22 protein-coding genes are annotated in these 18287 nt (G+C 60.0%); all 22 read left to right on the top strand.

Features of this window, described 5'->3' with window-relative positions:
- The first annotated feature begins 40 nt into the window (after window positions 1-40).
- The 22 genes from JJD74_RS10875 (at window position 41) to JJD74_RS10770 (ending at window position 18286) form a co-directional block, all read left to right on the top strand.
- Window positions 41-562: a hypothetical protein gene (locus JJD74_RS10875; protein WP_047299924.1), complete on the top strand. Its 522-nt coding sequence runs from the start codon at window positions 41-43 to the stop codon at window positions 560-562.
- A gap of 3 nt (window positions 563-565) precedes the next feature.
- Entirely contained in the window at window positions 566-1174 is a 609-nt protein-coding gene (locus JJD74_RS10870; protein ID WP_200613671.1) for a phage baseplate assembly protein V, read from the top strand.
- Between the two features lie 14 nt (window positions 1175-1188).
- Window positions 1189-1521 (top strand): phage baseplate protein, encoded by a 333-nt coding sequence (locus JJD74_RS10865; protein WP_016985063.1) that lies wholly within the window; start codon window positions 1189-1191, stop codon window positions 1519-1521.
- Window positions 1518-2513, top strand: coding sequence for a baseplate J/gp47 family protein (locus JJD74_RS10860; RefSeq protein ID WP_200613667.1), 996 nt, complete (start codon window positions 1518-1520; stop codon window positions 2511-2513). Before JJD74_RS10865 ends, JJD74_RS10860 begins: the two co-directional genes overlap by 4 nt.
- Window positions 2510-3145 (top strand): phage tail protein I, encoded by a 636-nt coding sequence (locus tag JJD74_RS10855; protein ID WP_200613664.1) that lies wholly within the window; start codon window positions 2510-2512, stop codon window positions 3143-3145. Before JJD74_RS10860 ends, JJD74_RS10855 begins: the two co-directional genes overlap by 4 nt.
- Window positions 3146-5047, top strand: a complete 1902-nt coding sequence (locus JJD74_RS10850) for a phage tail-collar fiber domain-containing protein (protein WP_200613660.1) — start codon at window positions 3146-3148, stop codon at window positions 5045-5047.
- A gap of 12 nt (window positions 5048-5059) precedes the next feature.
- Complete coding sequence (locus JJD74_RS10845; protein WP_200613655.1) at window positions 5060-5602, top strand: DUF4376 domain-containing protein; 543 nt, start codon at window positions 5060-5062, stop codon at window positions 5600-5602.
- Window positions 5603-5701: 99 nt separating this feature from the next.
- Window positions 5702-5887, top strand: coding sequence for a hypothetical protein (locus JJD74_RS10840; protein ID WP_200613652.1), 186 nt, complete (start codon window positions 5702-5704; stop codon window positions 5885-5887).
- Window positions 5888-5889: 2 nt separating this feature from the next.
- Complete coding sequence (locus JJD74_RS10835) at window positions 5890-7056, top strand: phage tail protein (protein WP_115146400.1); 1167 nt, start codon at window positions 5890-5892, stop codon at window positions 7054-7056.
- Window positions 7056-7562 carry a phage major tail tube protein gene (locus JJD74_RS10830; protein WP_047299932.1) on the top strand — a complete coding sequence of 169 codons (507 nt, stop codon included), beginning with the start codon at window positions 7056-7058 and terminating at the stop codon, window positions 7560-7562. Before JJD74_RS10835 ends, JJD74_RS10830 begins: the two co-directional genes overlap by 1 nt.
- A gap of 171 nt (window positions 7563-7733) precedes the next feature.
- Complete coding sequence (locus JJD74_RS10825) at window positions 7734-8315, top strand: phage tail assembly protein (protein ID WP_047299933.1); 582 nt, start codon at window positions 7734-7736, stop codon at window positions 8313-8315.
- A gap of 128 nt (window positions 8316-8443) precedes the next feature.
- Window positions 8444-10642 carry a phage tail tape measure protein gene (locus JJD74_RS10820; RefSeq protein WP_200613650.1) on the top strand — a complete coding sequence of 733 codons (2199 nt, stop codon included), beginning with the start codon at window positions 8444-8446 and terminating at the stop codon, window positions 10640-10642.
- On the top strand, window positions 10642-11025 hold the full coding sequence (locus tag JJD74_RS10815) for a phage tail protein (RefSeq protein ID WP_047299935.1): 384 nt from the start codon (window positions 10642-10644) through the stop codon (window positions 11023-11025). The genes JJD74_RS10820 and JJD74_RS10815 overlap by 1 nt, the downstream gene beginning before the upstream one ends.
- On the top strand, window positions 11018-11230 hold the full coding sequence (locus JJD74_RS10810) for a tail protein X (RefSeq protein WP_047299936.1): 213 nt from the start codon (window positions 11018-11020) through the stop codon (window positions 11228-11230). Before JJD74_RS10815 ends, JJD74_RS10810 begins: the two co-directional genes overlap by 8 nt.
- Window positions 11231-11239: 9 nt before the next feature.
- A complete protein-coding gene (locus JJD74_RS10805) occupies window positions 11240-12256 on the top strand; it encodes a phage-like tail protein (RefSeq protein ID WP_047299937.1) in 1017 nt (338 codons plus the stop codon).
- Window positions 12257-12403: 147 nt separating this feature from the next.
- Window positions 12404-12988 (top strand): phage tail terminator protein, encoded by a 585-nt coding sequence (locus JJD74_RS10800; protein ID WP_200613647.1) that lies wholly within the window; start codon window positions 12404-12406, stop codon window positions 12986-12988.
- Window positions 12985-13167, top strand: coding sequence for a DUF2635 domain-containing protein (locus tag JJD74_RS10795; protein ID WP_003222219.1), 183 nt, complete (start codon window positions 12985-12987; stop codon window positions 13165-13167). The genes JJD74_RS10800 and JJD74_RS10795 overlap by 4 nt, the downstream gene beginning before the upstream one ends.
- On the top strand, window positions 13167-14663 hold the full coding sequence (locus JJD74_RS10790; RefSeq protein WP_200613644.1) for a phage tail sheath subtilisin-like domain-containing protein: 1497 nt from the start codon (window positions 13167-13169) through the stop codon (window positions 14661-14663). Before JJD74_RS10795 ends, JJD74_RS10790 begins: the two co-directional genes overlap by 1 nt.
- 67 nt (window positions 14664-14730) lie before the next feature.
- Entirely contained in the window at window positions 14731-15078 is a 348-nt protein-coding gene (locus tag JJD74_RS10785; protein WP_042557909.1) for a phage tail tube protein, read from the top strand.
- Window positions 15075-15371, top strand: coding sequence for a phage tail assembly protein (locus JJD74_RS10780; protein ID WP_007908778.1), 297 nt, complete (start codon window positions 15075-15077; stop codon window positions 15369-15371). Before JJD74_RS10785 ends, JJD74_RS10780 begins: the two co-directional genes overlap by 4 nt.
- Window positions 15372-15501: 130 nt before the next feature.
- Window positions 15502-17064 (top strand): phage tail protein, encoded by a 1563-nt coding sequence (locus JJD74_RS10775; protein WP_200613629.1) that lies wholly within the window; start codon window positions 15502-15504, stop codon window positions 17062-17064.
- Window positions 17051-18286, top strand: coding sequence for a DNA circularization protein (locus JJD74_RS10770; protein WP_047299941.1), 1236 nt, complete (start codon window positions 17051-17053; stop codon window positions 18284-18286). Before JJD74_RS10775 ends, JJD74_RS10770 begins: the two co-directional genes overlap by 14 nt.
- Window position 18287: the final 1 nt, after the last annotated feature.

Here is an 18287-nt window from a genome sequence, read left to right as displayed (position 1 = left end):
CGGCAGGGCTGCGCGTGGACGATTGAAAAGGAGGTCATGCATGCCCACACCGATCCAGCAGCCGTCGCAACTGTTTACAGCCATCGCGACGACGCTGCGCAACACCGCCGCGCTCAATATCAATGTCGGCAATCACGACGATTTCACTGCACCCGGCGAACAAGCCTGGGTACTGATCGACATCGAACGTAATGCACCGGGAGAGCGCGCCGCCAACGGGCGTATTGCCCATGTGTTGACGTTGTCACTGCAAGTCATCCCGGCGCTTTCCGCGAGTGCTTTTGCAGCCTGCGATCTGATTGCCGTGTTGAAAAACCTGATCACCGACAACCGCTGGAACCTGCCCGGCGATCAATGCGATCTGCCGATGAACATCGATGGCTTGCCGTCATTGCTCATCCGCACAGAGCAACCATACAAAGCCTGGACGTTGTCATTCAACCAGACTCTTTACCTCGGTCCGACCTTGCTCGACGACCCGCTCGGCATCCCGAAATTCGCCCGCACCTGGGAGGTCAGCAACATCGACGACCCCGACCAATACACCACGCTGGAGGCCTGACCGATGTTTGACGCATTACTGCGCATGCAGCTGGGCCCGATCATTGAACGGCTGGCCGAGATGGAAGCGGAGATCGAAGACCTGCACCGACGCGCCGAAAGTTTCTGCCGCATCGGCGTCTGTCAGGAAGCCGACGCGGCGAGCAACACCTGCAAGGTCAGCCACGGTGGATTGCTGACGCCATCGATCAAGTTCTTCAACCCCAGCGCTGGCGCTCAAAGCGAATCGCGGATACCGACGGTGGGTGAGCAGTGCCTGCTGTTCAATTACGGCAGCGGTGAAAGCGGCGCGCAGAGCGTGGCGTTGTTCGGCTTGAACAGTGATCGTTTTCCGCCCACCTCGACCGTACCGACGCTGACGCGCCGCGTGCATCAGGACGGCAGCGAAAGCGGTTATGACGACGCCACGCACACACTGAATTGGCTTAACGGCCCGGCGGCTTTCAACGGGTCTCGCGAATCGCTTGAACTGAGCATCGGCCCGGCGCGACTGACGCTGACCCCGCAGGTGATCAACCTGCAACTGGGCGCCGTCGGCCTGACCATCGACGCTTCGGGCGTTCACTTCAGCGGCCCATTGGTGGATCACCAGGGTCGCGTCATCAGCCCCTGATTCAAGAGCCTCCCATGATCGGAATCGACAGAGACAGTGGGGCCACGGTCGACGACTGGCTGCAGTTTGTGCAGCGCGCGACCCGAGCCCTGACCACGCCGCTGGGCACCCGGCAAAAAAGGCCCCTCTATGGCTCGCTGATCCCCACGCTGCTGGGGCAGAACCTCGGTGACGACGTGCTGCTTCTGGCCCAGAGCCACGCGGCGCAGGCGTTCTACAACAAGCAAAACGGCATCGATGATTTTCAGCCGCAAGTGATTGTCGCCAGCCGTCAGGGCGCCGGTTTGTTGCTGCGTTTCGCCGGCACCTGGAAAAACCGTCAACAGACTTTCGAGGTAGTGACATGAGCATGTTGATCCCCGGCCAGAACCAATTGGCCGAACCTTCGCTGATTACCGTCGAAGCCTTCGAAGATTTGCTCGCCGAGTTCAAGACCTTCGTCGTCGAATACGTCGGCGCCCGAGCACCGGACAGCGCAGCGAAACTCAAGAGCAGCCTGGAAAACGAAAGCGAATTGCTGACGCTTGCGCTTGAAGCGTTTTGCGTCCGGCTGCAAACCCACGAACGCAAATACAACGCCCGTATCAAGCAGATGCTGGCGTGGTGGGCGACCGGCAGCAACCTCGATGCACGGCTGGCCGACATGGGCCTGGAGCGGCAGTTGCTCGATCCGGGCGATCCGGCAGCCTTCCCGCCAGTGCCGGCAATTTATGAAAGCGACGATGATGCGCGGCTGCGTTATTACCTCGCGCCCCACGCCCCGGCGGCGGGTTCGCGGATGCAGTATCGCCGCGAAGTGTTCACCCTCGGCGAGCGGCCGACGGTGAAAGTAGAGTCGGCCGATGCGGGCGTGGTGAACGTCACTTACACCTTCAACCCCGACGGCCTCGCCGCGCAGGTCAAGGATGGCAACGGCCGCCGCACAGCGCCCGGCGAAGTGCAGGTCACTGTGCTTTCCCGCGATGGTGACGGCACGCCTTCCGAGGCATTGCTCAATGGCGTTCGCCAACACTTTGCCCGGCCCGATGTCCGCCCGGAAACAGATCGGGTCACGGTCAAGGCTGCCGACATTCAGCGCTACAAAATCCGTGTCGTCGCCAAGATCAACTCTGGCCCCGATTCGGGTCTGACCAAAGTCGCTGCGCAACAACAATTGCAGGCCTACGCCGACAGTTGTCATCGCCTTGAAGGGCGGGTCGATCCGAGCTGGATCGACTACACGCTGCACAGCGCCGGCGCCGTGCAACTGCAAATTCTTGAGCCGGTGGATTCGATCATCTCCAGCGCGTTTCAAGCACCGTACTGCACGGCGGTCGAAGTCGAGGTGCTGACAATATGAGCGATCAAACTCAGCGCCCGACGTTGCTGCCGGCGAACAGTTCGGCACTGGAACGAGGGCTGGATCTGGGCTTCGGCGCACTGCTTGATCGCATCGCGCCGCCGTTTCCCGAACTGATGAATCCGAGCGAAACGCCGGTCGCGTTCCTGCCGTATCTGGCGGCGGATCGCGGCGTCGCCGAATGGAGCACGACTGCACCGGAAGCGGAAAAGCGCCTGACCGTCGAACTCGCCTGGCCCACCGCGCGCCAGGCCGGCACTCGCAAAGCGCTGGAGAACGCCGCCAAGGGTTTGCAACTGCGCCCGGAAATCCGCGCCTGGTACGAACAGACACCGCCTGGCGCGCCGTACAGTTTTTCCGTGCGCGCCTTCAGCGACCAACCCTACAGCGCAGCAATCGATGCTCGTCTCGACCGCCGTCTGGCGGATGCCAAGAGCGAACGGGACATTCTGTCGGTGTCGGTCGGGCTGAGCGCATTCGGCAGCCATTACATCGGCGCCGCGACCTTCTGCGGCGAACTGACCACGGTTTATCCGGTGTTCATCGAAGGGCTTGAAACCTCGGGAGAGGCATTCATGGCTGCCGGTATGTACTCCGTCGAAACATCCACTATTTATCCTCAGGGGGCCTGAATGGCTGACTATTACACCCTGCTCACCAACGCAGGGATTGCCTACGAAACGGCGTGCAAGGCCGCGGGCACGCCGATCAAGTTGACGCAGATTTCCGTCGGTGACGGCGGCGAGGGCGGGGTCTACAACCCGGCCGCGACCGCCACCGCGCTCAAACGCGAAGTCTGGCGCGGGCCGCTCAATGCGCTGTTCCAGGACGAGAAAAATCCGAGTTGGCTGCTCGCTGAAGTAACCATCCCGCCGGATGTTGGCGGTTGGTATGTGCGCGAAGCGGGGTTGTGGACTGACACCGGTGTTCTCTACGCCATCGTCAAGTACCCGGAGTCGTTCAAGCCGATTCTGGCCAACTCGGGGTCGGGTAAAGAGTTCTACATCCGCTCGATTTTCGAGACCAGTAACGCGTCGCTGGTGACGTTGTTGATTGATGACACGGTGGTGAAAGCGACGCGTGCGTGGGTCATGAGTTACCTCGCCGAAGAACTCGGCAAACTGGATGGCAAGCAATCGGTACGCGTTGCGGCAACTGGCAACGTGGTGATGAAAGGCCCGCAGCAGATTGACGGTGTGGCGGTAATTGCTGGTGATCGAGTGCTGCTGGCGAACCAGGCTTTGGCCAAGGACAACGGCCTGTGGATTGTTGCCAACGGTGACTGGGTTCGAGCGAACGATGCCAGCACCAGTGCCAAGGTGACGCCGGGCTTGACGGTCATGGTGGAGGAGGGTACTGCCAATGGTGATTCGCTGTGGCACCTGACTACCAATGCGCCGATTACTCTCGGTACAACTGCGCTGACGTTCAAGATGCTGGCAGGGCGCACCGGGATTGCTGCCGGGACTTACAAGAGTCTGACCGTTGATGAATATGGACGGGCGACTGCTGGGGCAAATCCTGAGACGTTGGCAGGGTTTGGCATCAAGGACTCTTACACCAAGGCTGAAGTTGAAGCGCTGATTGCCAAGACGTCGGCATTGCCGGTGGGTTCGATTGTTGCGTTCCCGGTTGATGCGGCACCGCCGGGGTTTCTTGAGCTGGATAACAGCGTCAGAAGCAGTGCGACCTACCCGGACTTGAGCGCTTATCTGGGCGGCAAGTTCAACAAGGGTAATGAGGGTGTTGGGAATTTTCGATTGCCTGAGGCGCGTGGGGAGTTTTTACGCGGTTGGGATCATGGGCGGGGTGTGGATGCAGGACGCGCAATCGGCAGCACTCAGCTAGACAGCTTGCAGAACATTACCGGCGTCTTTGACGGCTATCTGGACATCACTTCGGCCAGTGGTGTTTTTGAAAAGTCGAATCTGAACACCGCTCCGTATCCGCTTAATCAGAAGGAGGCCTATCACGCCGTTACCTTCGATGCTTCCAGGGTAGCGCGCACTTCCGCTGAAACCCGGCCTCGCAACCTCGCCGTCATGTGGTGCATCAAAGCCTGGAACGCCCCGGTCAATCAGGGAAACATCGACATTGCACCGCTGACCGTTCTAGCGCAGCAAGCATCGGAAAGCAATCAGGGTACGGCGAAGGTTGCCACCCAGACTCAAATGGTAGAAGGGACTGACGACGCCACGATCGTGACCCCGAAAAAGCTACGCTGGGGGGTTCAGATCCAAAAGGCCACGAATGGCTATATCGTTTTCCCGAGTTGGTTGGGGGGGGTGATCATTCAGTGGGGCACTGTCAACGGCACAATCGGAGATCAGTCGGCGCCATATCCAATTGCGTTCCCCAACGGGGTCTTTCAAGCCGTCGTAAGCATGGGGGATAAAACGACTGGCGTAATGCCTGGCATAACCCTCTACGCAACCGCTTCCGGTATGACATCCAAAACAACGCTGACAGTCAGAACAAACGGCACAGACGGGCAAGGAGCATCCTCTGCCCGCTACATCGCCATTGGTCATTAAGGGGGGGGACATATGAAATACGCTGTATTTAACGATGACTCGACGCTGCAAACCTGCCTGATCGATGGTCTACACGTCATTCCGGACTCTGCTGTAAAACTGAGCGAATCGTTGTTTTTCCAGATCACCCAGGAAACTGACGGAATCTGGCGACGGGAGGGTGACGATATTGTCAAACAACCTTTCCCGGCAGTGGTTCCGGACTATAAGCAGGTAGTCGCTGCTGAACGTTACAAGCGCGAGGCTACGGGGGTCGTTGTCGAAGGCCTACACATCGAAACAACCCGCGATAGCCAGGCGCTCATTGCGAGTACCGGATTGGCTGCCGTCCTCGACACCAATTACCGCTGCAATTTCAAAACCCTGACCGGTTTCGTCGAGATCGGATCAGCGCAGATCATCGTCATTGCCAAAGCCGTTCGGGCACACGTACAAGCCTGTTTTGACCGTGAGCTGAGCTTGTTACGTGCAATCGAGGCGGGCGAGTATCGCGATGAGATGCTCGCCGAAGGCTGGCCGGATTCATCGCCGCCTGAATCCGCAAATCTGCAATAAACGCCCCGAACCCCGAGGCGTTTTCTTATCTGCCTAAAAAAACCTACACCCGCCAAAGCCCCTCCCCGAGGGGCTTTCCCGTTTATGGAGAAACGAAAAATGGCAACCCGCCAAACCTACATCGTGCTCGTCCCATTCCCCACCGGCGGTGGGCACTGGTCGAGCGTCGGTCAAGACCTTGATCTGCTCGACGTCGAGGCCAGTGCGCTGCACATCGCTGGTCGACTTGAACTGAAAACACCCTCCACTCAGGCCAAAAAGGCCGCTGCCAAGAAGGCTGACTAAACATGGCTGAGGTTCTGAACTTCGAGCACAACGGCATTACCGTCAATGCCACTGAATCCCCCGAGGCCATGGGTGGCCTGGGTGACAACGTCATCGGTCTGGTCGGCACCGCGCCGAAGGCTGATCCGCTGATTCCGCGTAACGCACCGTTCCGCATCAACAGCTTCACCACCCATGCACTGCTCGATCCGACCGGTTCGGAAGAGGGCACCCTGTACCACGCGGTTTACCAGATCCTCAAAGTGGTCAAGGTGCCGGTGTATGTCGTGATCGTCGAAGCGGGTGCGACCCCGGCTGATACCGTCAATGCAGTGATCGGCGGCGTTGAGCCGGCGACTGGCCGCAAGCTTGGTCTGGCTGCGCTGGGCAGTGTCCCGGAAGACCTGACCATCATCGGCGCGCCGGGCTTCACCGGCACCAAAGCGGTGGCCAGCGAGTTCGCCTCGTTCGGCAAGCGCATCAAGGCCCGTGTGGTACTGGATGGCAAGGACGCCTCGGTCGCTGATCAAGTGGCTTACAGCCAGGAACTCGGCGGCGCCGATCTCGGTTTCGACCGTTGCCTGGTGGTGCACAACATGCCCGCCGTTTACTCCAAAGCGGCGAAGAAAAACGTCTTCCTGTCGCCCTCCAGCCTGGCGATCGCCGCGCTGGCCAAGGTCAAGCAATGGGAAAGCCCGGGCAACCAGGTGACCTACGCCGAAGATGTATCGCGGGTCGTCGAATACAACATCCTCGACACCTCCACCGAAGGCGATCTGCTCAACCGCTATGGCGTCAGCTACTACGCCCGCACCGTGCTCGGCGGCTTCTCGCTGCTGGGTAACCGCTCGATCACCGGCAAGTTCATCAGCTACGTCGGCCTCGAAGATGCGATCAGCCGCAAACTGGTCAAGGCCGGCCAGAAAGCCATGGCCAAGAACCTGACCAAGTCCTTCATGGATCAGGAGGTCAAGCGCATCAACGACTGGCTGCAAACCCTGGTCGCCGACGAAACCATTCCCGGCGGCAGCGTGTACCTGCACCCGGAACTCAACAGCGTCGAGAAGTACAAGAACGGCACCTGGTACGTGGTCATCGACTACGGCCGCTACGCGCCGAACGAACACATGGTTTATCAACTCAACGCCCGCGATGAAATCATCGAGCAGTTCCTGGAGGACGTTCTCTAATGTTTACCAACCGTAATCGCCAGGCCATCGCGGCCACTCTGCAAGGCCTGCCGCTGTCGGCGACCGTGGAAGAATTTACTCCGCCGAAGATCGAATTCGACGTGGAAGAGATGCGCGGTGGCCGCTTCATTGTTGAAGAAATGGTCAAAGGTGGCAAAGCCCTCAACGCCAAGTTGACCCTGCAAGGCATGGGTACAGAAGTGATGCTGGCGCTGGGTGTGAACCTTGGCGACGACATTCTGCTGAACGTGCGTGAAGCCGGTCAGGATCAGGATGGCAACACCTGGTTCACCTACCACACCGTCGGCGGCAAGCTGAAATCCCTTGAGGAAACGGCGGTGAAAATGGGCGAAAAACCCAAGACCAATCTGGAGTTGTCCTGCCGCACCTACAACCGTCTGGAAAACGGCGTACCGGTGATCGACATCGACGTGCGCACGCAGAAGTTTGTGCTCAACGGCGTCGACATCCTCGGTGATGCGCGGCGTGCGGTGTTGATGCCGTAACCCGGCGCAGAGCAAAAACCTGTGGGAGCGAGCCTGCTCGCGAAGGCTTGAGCACATTCAACATCAATGTGACTGAACGACCGCTTTCGCGAGCAGGCTCGCTCCCACAGTGGGCCAGCGTGACTGGCAGAAAAATTGAGTAACCCCCAAGAATCACCAAGGAATTCATTCATGTCGTGGATGCCACCCAAGCATGACCTGTTGTCGCCGATTACCGGTGACGACGGCTCGCAGATCGAAACGATCCAGCTCAAGCCGCTGTTCTACGCCGCGCAGAAAGATGCGCTGGAACGTGCCGGCGATGACGAAGACGATCAGTTCTTCGAACTCGCGTTGCTGGCCACCGGCCTGTCGGTCAAGGAACTCGACCAGCTCAAACGCCCGGACTACGTGAGCATCGCCCAGTACGTGCACGAAATGTCGACCCGTCCGGCGTCGTACTTTCTCGATCAGGTTGAAAACGCGGAAAAGTCCGACGATCCCGATCAAATCCAACTGCTGCAACCGCTCGCCATCACCGGCCGCACTGTGACGTCGCTGAGCCTGGAAATGCCCGCACTGCGCGCCACCAAAGTGATGAAGAAACTGAAAACGGCCAAGGAACGCGCCGAGTTCATCACCGCCCATTGCACCGGCCTGATGATCCCCGATCTGGCCCTGTTGAGCGTCCCGGACTGGACACAATTGCAGGTGCGCATAGACGATTTTTTAAACCAGCCGGCGGCCTACTTTCGGAACGCGACATCGAAGTAATCCTCGATATCGTGCCGCTCATTTACCCGGTAAGTGAGGCGGAAATTCTGGAATGGGACGCCGAAAAGGCGTTGCGCCGCTACGACATAGCGATCACTCGCCTTGGCGTGAAACAGGAGTAGAGCGGCATGGCAGACGATAACTATGCGTTGACGTTCGCGAATGTCAATCAAGAGACCCGAACGGCACACACCACGGCCACGCTGAAGTCTCCAGTGATGTCTGCGCGAGACATCGGTTCGGCAGGTGTGGAGCCGATGTTGAAAGCGGATGGCGGGTTTGCCGGGCTGAGCCTGGCGCTGGCAGATGCCACCGCCGAGCTGCGTCAGTTGACGGCCGAACAGGTTCAGCTCAGGGATGTGCTGGGGTCGATACACACGGTGCTGATGTCACAGCACTCGCTGCAACAGGCACTGAACGACCGACAATCACAAATGGGCGGAATGGCCCTTGACGCCGGGCAAAAAACGCCGAGTGAGAATGCCGCCACGGCGCCATATCAGCCTTTGCAACCGGCCATCAATCTCGACGCCGCGATGGCGAGGCTTGATCTGGTCGTCGGGCTTGAAGGCGACCAACGCAAAACGTTGCAGGTCGCGCTGGAGAAGATGGCCACCGAGGCGAAGGTGGCTGCCGGCGGTACAACTGCGGTTGAGCTGGCAAGCATCGGCTACGCTGGCGCCAAGGCCGGGGTCGGCAATGATCGGTTGGATGCCGAAGGCAATATCGATCAAGCCGGCAGGCAAAACGACCTGATGGATTTCACCAGAGACACAGCGGTCACGGCGACCGCGTTCAAGATGAAACCGCTGGATGCCGCGGACCTGTTGATCGGCTGGCGTACCTCGATGAGCCTCAATCGCGCGCAAACCCTCGATCTCGCTGACGCGACCAGTTTGCTCGACAGTCGATTGGCCGCTTCTGCCGCTGATATCGGTTCGATTCTGGGCACTTACGGCACATCGGCAAAAGGCGCCGGAATGGCGCCCGAGCAAGCCGCGGCATTTTCTGCGGCGTTGCTTAACGCCGGGGTAAACAAGGCCGATGCGGGCGTAGCGTTCGAAAAAATCACGACGACCCTGGCACTCGGGGATAAAGCTTCTGCAAGCCAGAAAGCGGCGTTCGCTCAGCTGCAGCTCGACCCCAAGGCCTTGGCCGAGAAAATGAAAGGCAATGCTCCCGGCGCGATCTTGGAGTTGCTGGAGGCGCTGAAAAAGCAATCCCCGAATGAGCAATCCGCGTTGTCGACAACGTTGTTCTCGGTCGCCCAACCGGTGCGGCAAATGCTCGAGAACACCGCTGACGTGCAGCGCGCCTTTGCACTGGTGGCGGGTAAAAAGGATGAAAAGGATAAAAAACAGTACACAGGGGCGGTTGATCAGACTGCCCTGACACTCGCGGATACTTCGCAGGCACGCTGGAACATCTTCGGCGCCCAGAAGGACCGGCTCTATTCATCCGCCGGCGATACCGTGCTGCCAGTTTTTGATTACCTGGTGGAAAAAGTCGGAGGTGCAGCCGATGGTTTAAGTGAGGTGGCGGAAAAAGCCCCGGCACTCGCTGGCGCGCTGATCCTGATGGCTGCCGGAATGAAGGGCGGCAAGCCGTTGGGCGCATTGGCGTCCCAAGCCGCCACGTGGACAGGCCCCGTCATGGCCGGCATCAGATCCGGCTTGGGCAGTCTCACGGCCAGTGCCGGCGCCCTCGGTACCGCCGCCCTGAATCGGGCCAGATTTCTGGTCTCCGCTCCAGGCCGCAGTCTGATCAGTCAGGGCGCCCGGGTCGGCCGGGTGGCAGGTCCATTGAGCATGCCGTTGACGATGGTCGGAGCCGGTATGAAAGTCGTCGAAGGCGTGGCCGAGGGCGATACGAAAAAAGTCGCTGGTGGCGTAGGCATGGCAGCGGGCGGCCTGGCCGGTGGCTATGCCGGCGCGAGTATCGGCGCCACGATCGGTACTTTCATTCTGCCCGGCATCGGTACGTTAATCGGTGGTGCATTGGGCGGTGCTATCGGCAGTTTTTACGGCAGTCAGGAAGGGGAAGCGCTGGGTGAAAAGCTTGCGACACCCGCGCCTGATCGGCTTGCTCCACCGTCAGAAGTCAGCGCCGGCCTGAGCAGTGTGCAGACGCAAAATCAGCAGAGCCAGAATGTCACCTACGCGCCCGCTTTTAACTTCAGTGGCGGCGATCTGGTGAGCGCTGAAAAAGTGACCGCCATGGTCGCGCAGGTCATGCAGTCACATTTCACTTCTGACTTTACGCCTTTGATAAGCACCAACCCCCTCGCCACCCGCCGCGACGCAGCCCTCAGCGATGGAGTCGCCTGATGAAACAACAAATGGCACTCGGCAGTTTCATCTTCGGCCTGTCCCGCGAGTTTGCTTACAGCACGCTGGCGCGCAAATCCGACGGTGGCTGGACTGAATTGCAGATCCTCACCAGTAAACCCAAATCCCATCAGACCGGACAGAAGCCCGAAACCCTGACCATCGGCGGCACCGCGATGTACGCCGTGGCCATGGAACGGCTCAATGAACTGCGTGCGCTGCAAGCCTTGAGAGCACCGCTGCCGTTGATCGACGGCATCGGTCGCAACTGGGGGTTGTGGCGGATCAACAGCGTTCAGGAAAACCAGAGCGAGGTCATCGATGACGGCACCGCGATGGTGATCAAGTGGGTACTCGAATTAGCGGAGTTCAACAATGCGTAAGGTCCGAAGCGTGGCCGGTGATTCGGTCAATCTGCTGCTCTACCGCGAATCGGGTCGCTCAGACGATCAGGCCGAAGAAGCGTTGTGGCAACTTAATGCGACCCTGGCCGAACACGGCCCCGTTTTGCCGGCGGGCATTTGGGTGACGCTGCCGGAACTCGACAGCCGACCCGCCGCAATCAAACCGGTTTTGGCTTGGGACTAAGGAGGTTGCATGGCACAGGGATTTACACCGGCAATCGAAATCTACGGCGCCAACCAGGCCTTGCTGAACCAGCGCCTGATCAGTTGGGAACACATTGATGCTGCCGGGATGGAGTCCGATCAACTGACATTGGTGATCGACCTGGAAGGCCTTGAAGGCTTGCCGACCCTGGGCGGAACCATCGGCCTGCGGGTGGGCTATCTGGAGTCCGGGCTGGTCGAAAAGGGCCAGTTCAAGGTGACTCGACTGACCCCGACGCTGTTCCCTTTGCGCCTGACGCTGGTGGCGACCGCAGCGCCTTTCAGCGGCAAGGATGAGACCCGATTCAAGGAACGGCGCACGGCCAGTCATGGCCCCACCACCCTTGGCGCACTGTTTCGCCAGTTGGTCTCGCCGCACGGTTTTTCGCCGCGCGTCGATCCCGAACTGGCGCTGATCCGGATTGCTCATGTTGATCAGTCGAACGAAACCGACATGGGCTTTATCACGCGACTGGCAAAGAAGTACGACGCGGTGGCCAAACCGTTCAACGACCTCTACGTGCTGGCGAAACCGGCGCAACTGAAAAACCTGTCGGGCCAAGTGATACCGGACGTCAGGCTGTCGGTGACCCGCAACAATCGACCGGGTGATCACGCCTTCATCAGCGCCACACTGGAAGAGACTGCCCGCACCCAGAATCAGGGTTGCAAGACCTGCTTCTGGGACATCGCCGCCGGCAAACTGCGCGAGGTGATAACCGGTTCCGCACCCTACAAGGTCATTCGCCAGAAACAGGCCAGTGAAGAAGAAGCCAAAGCCATCGGCGAAGCCGAAGTGCGCAAGATGCTGCGCGAGAAATACAAGCTGAAGGTCACCTGCCCGGGCGATCCGCTGCTGGCTGCCGAAGGCCTGTTGGTGCTCGATGACACCTGGCCAGACTTCATGCGCGGTCGCTGGTCGATCGAAAAAGTCACCGCCAGCGGCAAGCGCGAGGAAAGCTATCGCTGTCTGATCGAGGCAACCGGCCTCGATCCCAAAGCCTGATCCCTGCACAACACCCCGTGGGAGCGAGCCTGCTCGCGAAGAGGCCGGCACCTTCAACTTTGATGGCGACTGATCCACCGCTTTCGCGAGCAGGCTCGCTCCTACATTGGGCTCTGCGTTAACTCCCCCTAATTCCGGAACACCACCATGAAGATCACCCCGATCCTCACGCAGTTGCGTGCGCAATGCCCCAGCCTGGCCAATCACATTGCAGTGGGTGTCGATCTGGCGTTGCTGCAAGGCAACCCTGATCTGCCGACACCTTCGGCCCACGTCACACCGCTGGCCGATATGGCCAGCAACAGCACCGCACAAAACCTCACCACCCAACCAATCCGCGACCGCTTCGACATCGTCCTCGCGCTTGACGCCACCGACGCTACAAAAGCGCTGGATCTGTTGCACGACCTGCGCGCCGAACTGTGGCGCGCGCTGGTGGGGTTCAAGCCGGGCACCGACTACAGCGCCATCGTCTACGACGGCGGCGAAATGATCTCGATCAACAGCAGCCGGGCCTTCTATCGGCTGCGCTTTTTTGCCGAGTTCCAGCTCGGTCGCAATCTGCCCGGTCAACCTGCGCAGAGCTGGCACGAACGTGAACTGGACGGTTTGTCGTCCTTTACCGGGGCCACCGTGCGAGTCGATGCGATCGACCCCGCCGACCCCAACCTGAAACGCCCGGGCCCCGATGGGCGCGTGGAACTGACTTTCTCTGCAGAGGTAACCCCATGAGCAATCGCATCACCGTACTGCCGGCCGCTGGCCGTGCCGTACCTGACCCGGAGGCGGGCGATCTGCTGCCCCTCGAAGGCCGTGAAGTGCTGGACAGCGCCTGGTGGCGCCGACGTCTGGCCGACGGCGATATCACACTCAAAACCGCAAAAGCGGCTAAACCACAGGGAGCCAAATAATGGCGATCGGATTCAGCAACATCCCCGCGGACATTCGTGTACCGCTGTTCTATGCCGAAATGGACAACTCGGCCGCCAATAGCGCGAGCTCGACCATGCGCCGTTTGATCGTCGCCCAGGTCAACGATAACGTCGCCCCGAGCGAGGTCGGCAAACTGGTGCTGGTCTCCAGCGTTGCACTGGCGAAAAGCATTGGTGGTCAGGGCTCGATGCTCGCCTCGATGTACGAGACCTTCCGCAAGGCCGACCCGATTGGCGAGATCTGGTGCCTGCCGCTGCACAACACTGAAGGCGCCGTCGCCAAAGGCGTGCTGACCCTGACCGGCACCGCGACTCAGGCGGGTCTGCTCAACCTGTATGTTGGCGGCGTGCGTGTACAAGCCACCGTGGTCAACGGTGCAACCGCTGCTCAGGCAGCCACTGCGCTGGCGCAGAAAATCAATGCCAGTGCCGATCTCCCGGTGAGTGCGGCAGCGGCCGAAGGTGTGGTCACCCTGTCTGCCAAATGGACTGGCGACAGCGGCAATGACATCAGCCTGCAATTCAATCGCCTGGGCAAGAGCAACGGCGAAGAAACCCCGGCTGGCCTGACCAGCGCAGTCACCGCCATGACCGGCGGCGCCGGCGTGCCCGATCAGATCGCTGCTTTCGCGGCACTGGGTGACGAGCCGTTCGAGTTCATCGCACTGCCGTGGTCGGATCTGGCCACCCTCAACACCTGGCAAGCGGTCATGGATGACAGCACCGGTCGCTGGTCCTGGGCCAAGCAACTGTTCGGTCACGTCTACAGCGCCAAACGCGGCACCGTCGGCACTCTGGTCGCTGCAGGCCAGGCGCGTAACGATCAGCATATGACCATTCAGGCGCTGGAGCCGGGCGTACCGCAACCGGTCTGGGTACAAGCCGCCGCACTGGCTGCACGCACCTCGGTGTTCATCTCCGCCGACGCCAGCCGTCCGACCCAAAGCGGCAGCCTGCCGGGTGTCGATCCGGCGCCGGCGAGCGAGCGCTTCACCCTGACCGAGCGTCAGTCGCTGCTCAACTACGGCATCGCCACCGCGTACTACGAAGGCGGCTACGTGCGCATCCAGCGTTCGATCACCACCTACCAGAAAAACGCTTACGGCCAGGCTGACAACTCCTACCTGGACAGCGAAACCATGCACCAGTCGGCGTTCATCGTGCGTCGTCTGCAAAGCGTGATCACCAGCAAGTACGGCCGGCACAAACTGGCTTCCGACGGCACCCGTTTCGGCGCCGGCCAGCCAATCGTCACCCCGAGCACCATTCGCGGTGAGCTGATCGCCCAGTACGCCAAGCTCGAACTGGAAGGCCACGTTGAGAACGCCGAACTGTTCGCCGAGCACCTGATCGTCGAGCGCGACGTGCAGGACCCGAGCCGCGTGAACGTACTGTTCCCGCCGGATTACATCAACGGTCTGCGCGTGTTCGCACTGCTCAACCAATTCCGCCTGCAATACGACGACGCAGCCTGATCGCAGCGTTTGACGTCAAGCATTCAGCCCACCTCGCGTGGGCTTTTTTATGAAAGGGAGTAACACCATGGGTCAACTGATTGCAGGCACCTGCTACGTCAAGGTCGACGGCGCACAACTGACTATCAATGGCGGCTGCGAAGCCCCGTTGATGGCGGTCAAACGCGAAACCGTCGTACCCGGTTTCTACAAGGAAACCGACATCGCACCGTCGTTCAAAGTGACTGCGCTGCACACCCCCGACTTCCCGCTGAAGAAGCTGATCGACGGCACCGATATCACCGTCACCTGCGAATTCAGCAACGGCAAAGTCTATGTGCTGGCCGGCGCTTACCTGGTCGAAGAGCCAGTCTCCAAAGGCGATGACGCGACCATCGAACTGAAATTCGAAGGCATCAAGGGGACCTGGCAATGAGCGGCGCCGTGAAGCTTCAGGTTGCGATCGAAGCTCACGGCGAGCCCCTGACCGAACTCGTCCTGCGCCGTCCGACGGTGCAGGAAGTGCGAGCGATCAAGGCGCTGCCGTACAAGATCGACAAGAGCGAAGAAGTCAGCCTCGACATGGACGTCGCGGCCAAATACATCGCCGTGTGCGCCGGCATTCCGCCGTCGTCGGTCAACCAGCTGGATCTGGCTGACCTCAATGCGCTGAGCTGGGCCGTTGCGAGTTTTTTCATGAGTGCGGCGTCGGCGCCATCACCGACCTGATCGCAGTCGCCTATGACCTGGCCTGGTTCTGGAAGGTTGACCCCGAACAGATGATGGCCAGGCCACTGGATGTGCTCCGCGAATCGCTGGAGCACGCGCAACGGATCAATGCGATGCAGCAGGTGCAGTGATGGCAGACGAAGAAAAGAAATTGAAAACACCGGTGCTGATCACGGGCATCGATGAACTGTCGCCCAAACTCGGCGCCCTTCGAGCCAATGTCGAGAGTTTCAAGAAAAACCTTGAGCAGACCGGTCTCGGCAAACTGGACATCAGTGGTCTGTTCAAGGGCGGCAGCGTGATTACGCCGTTCGTGGATGGGATCAAGTCGGCGGCGGCGTTTCAGGGCAAATTGACCGAGGTCAGCGCGACGGCAAAAACCGTCGACCTGCCCGCCGCACCGAAAGTCGCGGCGCAGAACATGAACGTGTTCAGTGCGTCGATGGAAAAGGTCACGGGCGCAATTGATGCCGCGCTGGTGCCCGCTGTCGGTGCATTGGTCGTCGGACTTGAGCCGATGCTCACTCAGGTCAGCGGTATCCTCGCCGACAACCCGCAACTGGTCGAAGGCCTGGCGGCGGGGGCTATCGCTTTCTCGGCGATGCAAACCGCTGTGGCCGGCGCGACCCAGGTGTTCGACGTGATGAGCATGGTGATGAAGGCCAACCCGATCATGCTGATTGCCGCTGGCATTGCCTTGGCTGCCGGTTTGATCGTGGCCAACTGGAAACCGGTCTCGACGTTTTTCATCGGGCTCTGGCAGAAAATTGCGCCGGTTGTCATTCCGATGGCCGAGTTTTTCGAGACGATGTTCGGTTACACCCCGCTGGGGCAATTGATCAGTAACTGGGGACCGGTCACGGCTTTTTTCGCGGCGTTATGGGAGGGCGTCAAGGCTGTCGCGGCGCCGGTGATGGAGTTCTTCAAGACCTGGTTCAACTATTCGCCTCATGGGCTGGTCGTGAATAACTGGGGGCCATTGGTCGGGCTGTTCTCTTCGATCTGGGATTTGCTCAGGGCGGTCTCGGTGCCTGTGCAGACTTTCCTGCAAGGCTTCTTTGATTGGTCGCCGCTGGAAGTAATCCAGGCAGTCTGGGGCGGGGTGGTCAGTGTGTTCACCGCGATCTGGGATTACATCAAACTGCCGTTTGTGGCGATGTACGCGGTTATTCGCGAGCAACTGGGCTGGTCACCGCTGGAAAAAATCATCGAGAACTGGGCACCTGTTACTGCCTGGATCGAAAAGTGGGCGCAGAAGTTTCAGGACGCCATCGCACCGATCAAGGCGTTTTTCAACGGCGGTTTCGGCGAGCTGATCGCTGATGCCAAGGCCAGGGTGGATGTTTTCACTCAAGCCCAATTGAAAACCAACGCTGAAGGTAAAGGCGAACTGGCGCCGGTGTTTTTCAAAGGCGCCGTGGAGTCGTCACCGAGCCCGTTGGCGGCACCCGGAACTACGCCGGAAAAACCGGCCCTACAGGCCGGCTCTCTGTCGCAAACCTCCAACACGCTGATCCAGCAAAGCGCCGCCAACAACCGCACGCAACTCGAGGGCGGCCTCACCGTGCGCTTCGAAAACGCGCCGGCCGGGCTGCGTACCGATCAACCGCAAACCAATCAACCGGGCCTGGCGCTGTCGTCGCGCATCGGCTATCGCTCACTGTCGGCAGGAGGTTCCAATGAACTGGCGTGACCGCTTGTTGCCGGCATCCTTTCGCGGTGTCGGGTTCTGGATCGATCAGGCGAAAACCCCGGTCGGTCGCAAAGGTCAGTTGCATGAATATCCGCAGCGTGACCTGCCTTTTTTCGAGGATCTCGGCCAGCAGGCCCGGACTCATGAGGTGACGGCATTTATCGTCGGCGCCGATTGCCTGGAGCAGCGCGACAAATTGCTCAAGGCGCTGGAGGCGGGTAGCGGTGAGCTGGTGCATCCATGGCTCGGACGCGTGCAAGTCAAGGTCGGCGAGTGCGACATGACCCACACCCGCCAGGACGGTGGGTTGGTCACGTTCGCGCTGAAGTTCTATCCCGATCAGCCGTTGCCGTTTCCGACGGCAACCGTCAGTACGCAGAAAGTGTTGTTGTCCAAGGCTGACACTTTGCTGGGTTCGGCGGTGGCACGCTTCGAACAGGCGATGACCTTGATCAAGGCTGCGCGGATCGGTATCGCCAATCTGCGCAACAGCCTGACCGGGGTTTATGAAGTGATCAAGGAACAGCTCAAACCGCTGATCGAGCAATACAAACAGATCACCGAACTGGTCAAAGCCGTCAAGGAGCTGCCCAAGGAAGTGGCGGCGGAGTTCAAGGGTTTGCTCGGCGATATCAAGGAGCTGAAGGCGTTCGCGAAGGAGGGCTACCGTGGCGTGATTGCCGACGTGTCGCAACAACTCGAAGCCATCCGCAAGGCCGATGCACCGAAGATCACCACCGGCAAGGACACCACCGCGGCGGCGCAAGCCATGGCGGATCTGGTGCAGGACACAATGCTGGTCAAAGTGGCGCAATGGGTGGCATCGATGCCGGTGGCGACCACCCCGGTGAAGCTGCAATCGACGCCATCGGTAGGCCAACAGGCGACGAGCCCGGTGGCCCGGCAGGAAGTCCCGGTCAGTGACGACATGCAGGCTCTGCGTGACGCCGTGGCCGTGGCGATCAATCCAATGCTGGACAAGGCCGACCCCGCGCACTTCCAGGCCATCAGCGATGTGAAAGAGGCGCTGATTGCGCATCTCAAGGCTGTGGCGTCGTCCGGTGTGCGGCAAGTCAGCAAATCCTTTCAGGAGAGCTTTCCGGCGGTGGTCGTGGCCTACAAGCAATTTGGCGATGCAACTCGGGTGACCGAAGTGACTCAGCGTAACGGGATATCTCATCCGGGTTTTTCGCCCAACGACGTGAAAGTCTCCGGGGAGTGAA

It is taken from the genome of Pseudomonas sp. MF6776 (assembly GCF_016613125.1).
Classification (GTDB): domain Bacteria; phylum Pseudomonadota; class Gammaproteobacteria; order Pseudomonadales; family Pseudomonadaceae; genus Aquipseudomonas; species Aquipseudomonas iridis.
This window is presented reverse-complemented; position numbering and strand designations above follow the sequence as displayed.

What these genes read in the sequence shown, in the direction of transcription:
- JJD74_RS10875 (WP_047299924.1), top strand. Translation starts at nt 41, where the DNA reads ATGCCCACACCGATCCAGCAGCCGTCGCAACTGTTTACAGCCATCGCG.
- JJD74_RS10870 (WP_200613671.1), top strand. Translation starts at nt 566, where the DNA reads ATGTTTGACGCATTACTGCGCATGCAGCTGGGCCCGATCATTGAACGG.
- JJD74_RS10865 (WP_016985063.1), top strand. Translation starts at nt 1,189, where the DNA reads ATGATCGGAATCGACAGAGACAGTGGGGCCACGGTCGACGACTGGCTG.
- JJD74_RS10860 (WP_200613667.1), top strand. Translation starts at nt 1,518, where the DNA reads ATGAGCATGTTGATCCCCGGCCAGAACCAATTGGCCGAACCTTCGCTG.
- JJD74_RS10855 (WP_200613664.1), top strand. Translation starts at nt 2,510, where the DNA reads ATGAGCGATCAAACTCAGCGCCCGACGTTGCTGCCGGCGAACAGTTCG.
- JJD74_RS10850 (WP_200613660.1), top strand. Translation starts at nt 3,146, where the DNA reads ATGGCTGACTATTACACCCTGCTCACCAACGCAGGGATTGCCTACGAA.
- JJD74_RS10845 (WP_200613655.1), top strand. Translation starts at nt 5,060, where the DNA reads ATGAAATACGCTGTATTTAACGATGACTCGACGCTGCAAACCTGCCTG.
- JJD74_RS10840 (WP_200613652.1), top strand. Translation starts at nt 5,702, where the DNA reads ATGGCAACCCGCCAAACCTACATCGTGCTCGTCCCATTCCCCACCGGC.
- JJD74_RS10835 (WP_115146400.1), top strand. Translation starts at nt 5,890, where the DNA reads ATGGCTGAGGTTCTGAACTTCGAGCACAACGGCATTACCGTCAATGCC.
- JJD74_RS10830 (WP_047299932.1), top strand. Translation starts at nt 7,056, where the DNA reads ATGTTTACCAACCGTAATCGCCAGGCCATCGCGGCCACTCTGCAAGGC.
- JJD74_RS10825 (WP_047299933.1), top strand. Translation starts at nt 7,734, where the DNA reads ATGTCGTGGATGCCACCCAAGCATGACCTGTTGTCGCCGATTACCGGT.
- JJD74_RS10820 (WP_200613650.1), top strand. Translation starts at nt 8,444, where the DNA reads ATGGCAGACGATAACTATGCGTTGACGTTCGCGAATGTCAATCAAGAG.
- JJD74_RS10815 (WP_047299935.1), top strand. Translation starts at nt 10,642, where the DNA reads ATGAAACAACAAATGGCACTCGGCAGTTTCATCTTCGGCCTGTCCCGC.
- JJD74_RS10810 (WP_047299936.1), top strand. Translation starts at nt 11,018, where the DNA reads ATGCGTAAGGTCCGAAGCGTGGCCGGTGATTCGGTCAATCTGCTGCTC.
- JJD74_RS10805 (WP_047299937.1), top strand. Translation starts at nt 11,240, where the DNA reads ATGGCACAGGGATTTACACCGGCAATCGAAATCTACGGCGCCAACCAG.
- JJD74_RS10800 (WP_200613647.1), top strand. Translation starts at nt 12,404, where the DNA reads ATGAAGATCACCCCGATCCTCACGCAGTTGCGTGCGCAATGCCCCAGC.
- JJD74_RS10795 (WP_003222219.1), top strand. Translation starts at nt 12,985, where the DNA reads ATGAGCAATCGCATCACCGTACTGCCGGCCGCTGGCCGTGCCGTACCT.
- JJD74_RS10790 (WP_200613644.1), top strand. Translation starts at nt 13,167, where the DNA reads ATGGCGATCGGATTCAGCAACATCCCCGCGGACATTCGTGTACCGCTG.
- JJD74_RS10785 (WP_042557909.1), top strand. Translation starts at nt 14,731, where the DNA reads ATGGGTCAACTGATTGCAGGCACCTGCTACGTCAAGGTCGACGGCGCA.
- JJD74_RS10780 (WP_007908778.1), top strand. Translation starts at nt 15,075, where the DNA reads ATGAGCGGCGCCGTGAAGCTTCAGGTTGCGATCGAAGCTCACGGCGAG.
- JJD74_RS10775 (WP_200613629.1), top strand. Translation starts at nt 15,502, where the DNA reads ATGGCAGACGAAGAAAAGAAATTGAAAACACCGGTGCTGATCACGGGC.
- JJD74_RS10770 (WP_047299941.1), top strand. Translation starts at nt 17,051, where the DNA reads ATGAACTGGCGTGACCGCTTGTTGCCGGCATCCTTTCGCGGTGTCGGG.